At 67.1% G+C, this 3269-nt stretch carries 2 protein-coding genes; both read left to right on the top strand.

The window, feature by feature from the left end:
- The first annotated feature begins 527 nt into the window (after nt 1-527).
- Nucleotides 528-1307 carry a flagellar brake protein gene (locus CRO39_RS20145; protein ID WP_097123771.1) on the top strand — a complete coding sequence of 260 codons (780 nt, stop codon included), beginning with the start codon at nt 528-530 and terminating at the stop codon, nt 1305-1307.
- 90 nt (nt 1308-1397) lie between these two features.
- The coding region (locus CRO39_RS20140; protein ID WP_097123770.1) for a Cache 3/Cache 2 fusion domain-containing protein at nt 1398-3269 on the top strand (1872 nt) is incomplete at its 3' end.

Genomic DNA, 3269 nt, shown 5'->3' with positions numbered 1-3269 from the left:
CTCTCGGTCGGGCCGCAGGCTCGTTCCGCTTCGCGGCCCGAACCGGCCCGGCGCAGCGCGCCGGGCGTTCGCCAAGGCGCGCGGCAGTGCCGCGCCAACCGCCCTGGCTCACCCCAGGCCTGCTCTCCGCGCCCCCAGCCCGCCGGCCGGCGACTTTGGCGAGATGGCAGATCGCGACTTCGGAAGCCCTTCTTCGAGCGCCGACCAGGTGTCCAGAAGCCGGTGGCCAGGGCAGTGCGGGACCGTCCGCGGCATGGATGCCGCGGGAGAGCCCACAGGGGAGAGGCAAGCGTTTGCGAAGCACGGCTTCGCGCGCAGCCGAACGCCCGCCATCTGCGATGGTGGGCCGGCCCCGCATCGCGGGCATTTACGGCGTGTCCTGCACTGCCCTGGCCACCGGCTTCCACATGGACGTTCCCCGCACTTGGGAGAAGAACCTAAAGAATCCGTGACCAAGTTCGATATATAGGCAGACCACTACTCCGCAGCGCCTGCAGCCATCCACTCTTCAGCAGTACGACGAACCCATGTCCGAAGACACCGATTCCGGCCGGATAGAACCGGTACGGTACGACGAAGAGGAAAAATATCTGCTGCGCAATCCGCGGGAGATCCGGCAGGTGCTGCAATCGCTGCTGGATCGCCGCTCCCTGATCAGCGCATATCCCGCGCCGCGCCACCACACCTATCCGACTGCGTTGATCGCGCTGGATGAGGACAGCGGACAGCTGCTGATCGATGGCAGCCTGCAGGAACCGGTCAACCGCATCATCGAGCAGGCCCACCACCTGACCTGCGTGGCGCAGTTGGACCGCATCCATATCCAGTTCCGGCTATCGCAGCCGGTCCGGACCATGATCGACGGCCAGACCGCGTTCCGCACCGCGGTGCCCGAGCAACTGTTGCGCCTGCAGCGCCGCGAGTTCTACCGGCTGCAGGTGCCGCTCACCCAACCGCTCACCTGCGAACTGCCGCTGCCGCGCGGCGATGGCGAAACCGAACCGCTGCCATTGCGGGTACTGGACATCAGCGGCGGCGGCGTCGCGCTGGCGGTTCCCGCCGACCGCCCCGACTTCCAGCCGTTCCGGGAATACGACAACTGCTACCTGCATCTGCCCGATGCCGACCCCATCCCGCTGCGGCTGATGATCAGAAGCCTGTTCCGCCAGGTCGGCCACAACGGCAGGGAAACCTGGCGCGCCGGCTGCCAGTTCACCGCCTTGCCGCGCGGCGCCGAAGTGCTGATACAGCGCTACATCTTCCGCATGGAGCGCCAGCGCAGCGCGCGCGAGCGCGGAATCGCATAAGCGCGCAACAGCCGTACGTCGGCTGTCCTTCAATTTCCGCTGGCGCTGGCCGATACCGGAATCAGCTGTCCCATCTTGCAGAACCGACCCATGAACCGATTCTCACGCCTCAATCTCGGCACCAAGCTGTCGTTGCTGGTTGCGCTGTCCGTGGCCCTGGTGCTGACGGCGCTGGCGCTGCTGGTGCAGGGCCAGACCAGCGCCGCCATCGAAACCCGCGCGCGCGAGGATCTCAAGACCGCCACCCGCATCATGCAGGAATCGATCGCCCTGTATCAGCGGACGCTGATCGAAAGCACCGAGCGCCAGGCCGGGAGCTTCTCCGCCACGCTGCCTGCGGGCGATGTCGTCAGCGATGCGGACAGAACCGTCACCGTGGGCGGGTTCGAAACGCCGCTGCTGAGCTTCGGCGGCAAGCCCATCAACCTGGATTTTGGCGCGGTCGACCGCTTCACCGAGGCCACCGGCAGCGTGGCCACCGTATTCGCCAGGACCGGCGAGGATTTCGTCCGCGTGTCCACCTCGCTGACCAACGAACAGGGCGAACGGGTCGTCGGCACCGCGCTGGACCATGCGCATCCGGCCTATCCGCTGATGCTGCAGGACCAGCCCTACACCGGTCCGGCGCGGCTGTTCGGCCGCGACTACATGACCCACTACCGGCCGCTGAAGGACGTCAACGGGCAGACGGTGGGCATCCTGTTCATCGGCCAGAACTACAGCGAAGGCTTGGCCGGACTGCAGCAGCAACTGCGCGATTCGGTCCCGGGCGAACATGGCTATTTCTTCGTCGTCGACATGAAGGAAGGCAAGCAGCGCGGCAGCCTGGTGGTCCACCCGCACGGCGAAGGCCAGCCGGCGGCCTCGTTGCTGGCGCCGGCCGACCTTGCCGCATTCGACGCATTGCTCGCCGCCGGCGAAGGCGATGCCCTGCTGTCGCTGGCGTCCAGGCCCGGCCAAGCGCCGGAAGCGGCGCTGTTGTCGGCGACCCGCTTCGCCCCATGGCAGTGGGCACTGGTCGCAGTCGAACCGCATGCGGCGGTTACCGCATCCACCCGCACCCTGGTCTGGCATATCCGCCTGCTGTCGGTGCTGGCGCTGCTGTCGATTTCCGCGCTGGCCTGGTGGGGTGTCCGCCGCCTGGTGGCGCAACCCTTGCAGGTCGCGGTTTCCATCGCCAACGAGGTGGCATCGGGCAATCTGGAAACCCGCATCGGCACCGGCCGCCAGGACGAGATCGGCGCCCTGATGCAGGCCATGCGCGGCATGCAGGCCAACCTGCGCGAACGCAGCGAACGCGATCAGGCGCAGGCGCAGGAAAACCTGCGCATCCGCACCGCGCTGGACGAGGTCACCACCAATGTGATGATTGCCGATGCCGATCGCACCATCATCTACGCCAACCGCCCGCTGCTGAACATGCTGGGCGAGGCGGAGCAGGATCTCCGCCGCGAACTTCCCGGGTTTTCCGTCGCCAGCATGCTAGGCAGCAGCATCGACGGCTTCCATCGCCACCCCGAGCGCCAGGCCAGGCTGCTGGGCGAACTGCGCGGCACCCATCGCGCGCAGATCGTCGTTGGCGGCCGCACCATGCAACTGATCATCAACCCGGTGATCGATGCCGACGGACAGCGCGTGGGTTTTGTCGTGGAGTGGGCCGATCGCACCGCCGAGGTCCGCGTCGAGGAAGAAATCACCCGGATCGTGCAGACCGCCTCCGCAGGCGATCTGTCCGGCCGAATCGCCACCGCCGGCAAGCAGGGTTTCCTACTTGCCCTGTCCGAACAGCTGAACGGTCTTCTGTCCACCATCGCCGGCAGCGTGGACCAGGTCTCCGGCGTGCTCCAGGCGCTCTCGCAAGGCGATCTGACCGCGCGCATGGACGGCGATTTCCACGGCGTGTTCGCCCGCATGCGCGATGACGCCAACGCCACCGTGGCCCAGCTCACCGACATCGTCGGC

This window comes from Pseudoxanthomonas wuyuanensis (genome assembly GCF_900215535.1).
Lineage (GTDB): Bacteria > Pseudomonadota > Gammaproteobacteria > Xanthomonadales > Xanthomonadaceae > Pseudoxanthomonas_A > Pseudoxanthomonas_A wuyuanensis.
The sequence above is the reverse complement of the archived record's forward strand: the minus strand, read 5'-3'. Positions and strand labels throughout refer to the sequence as shown.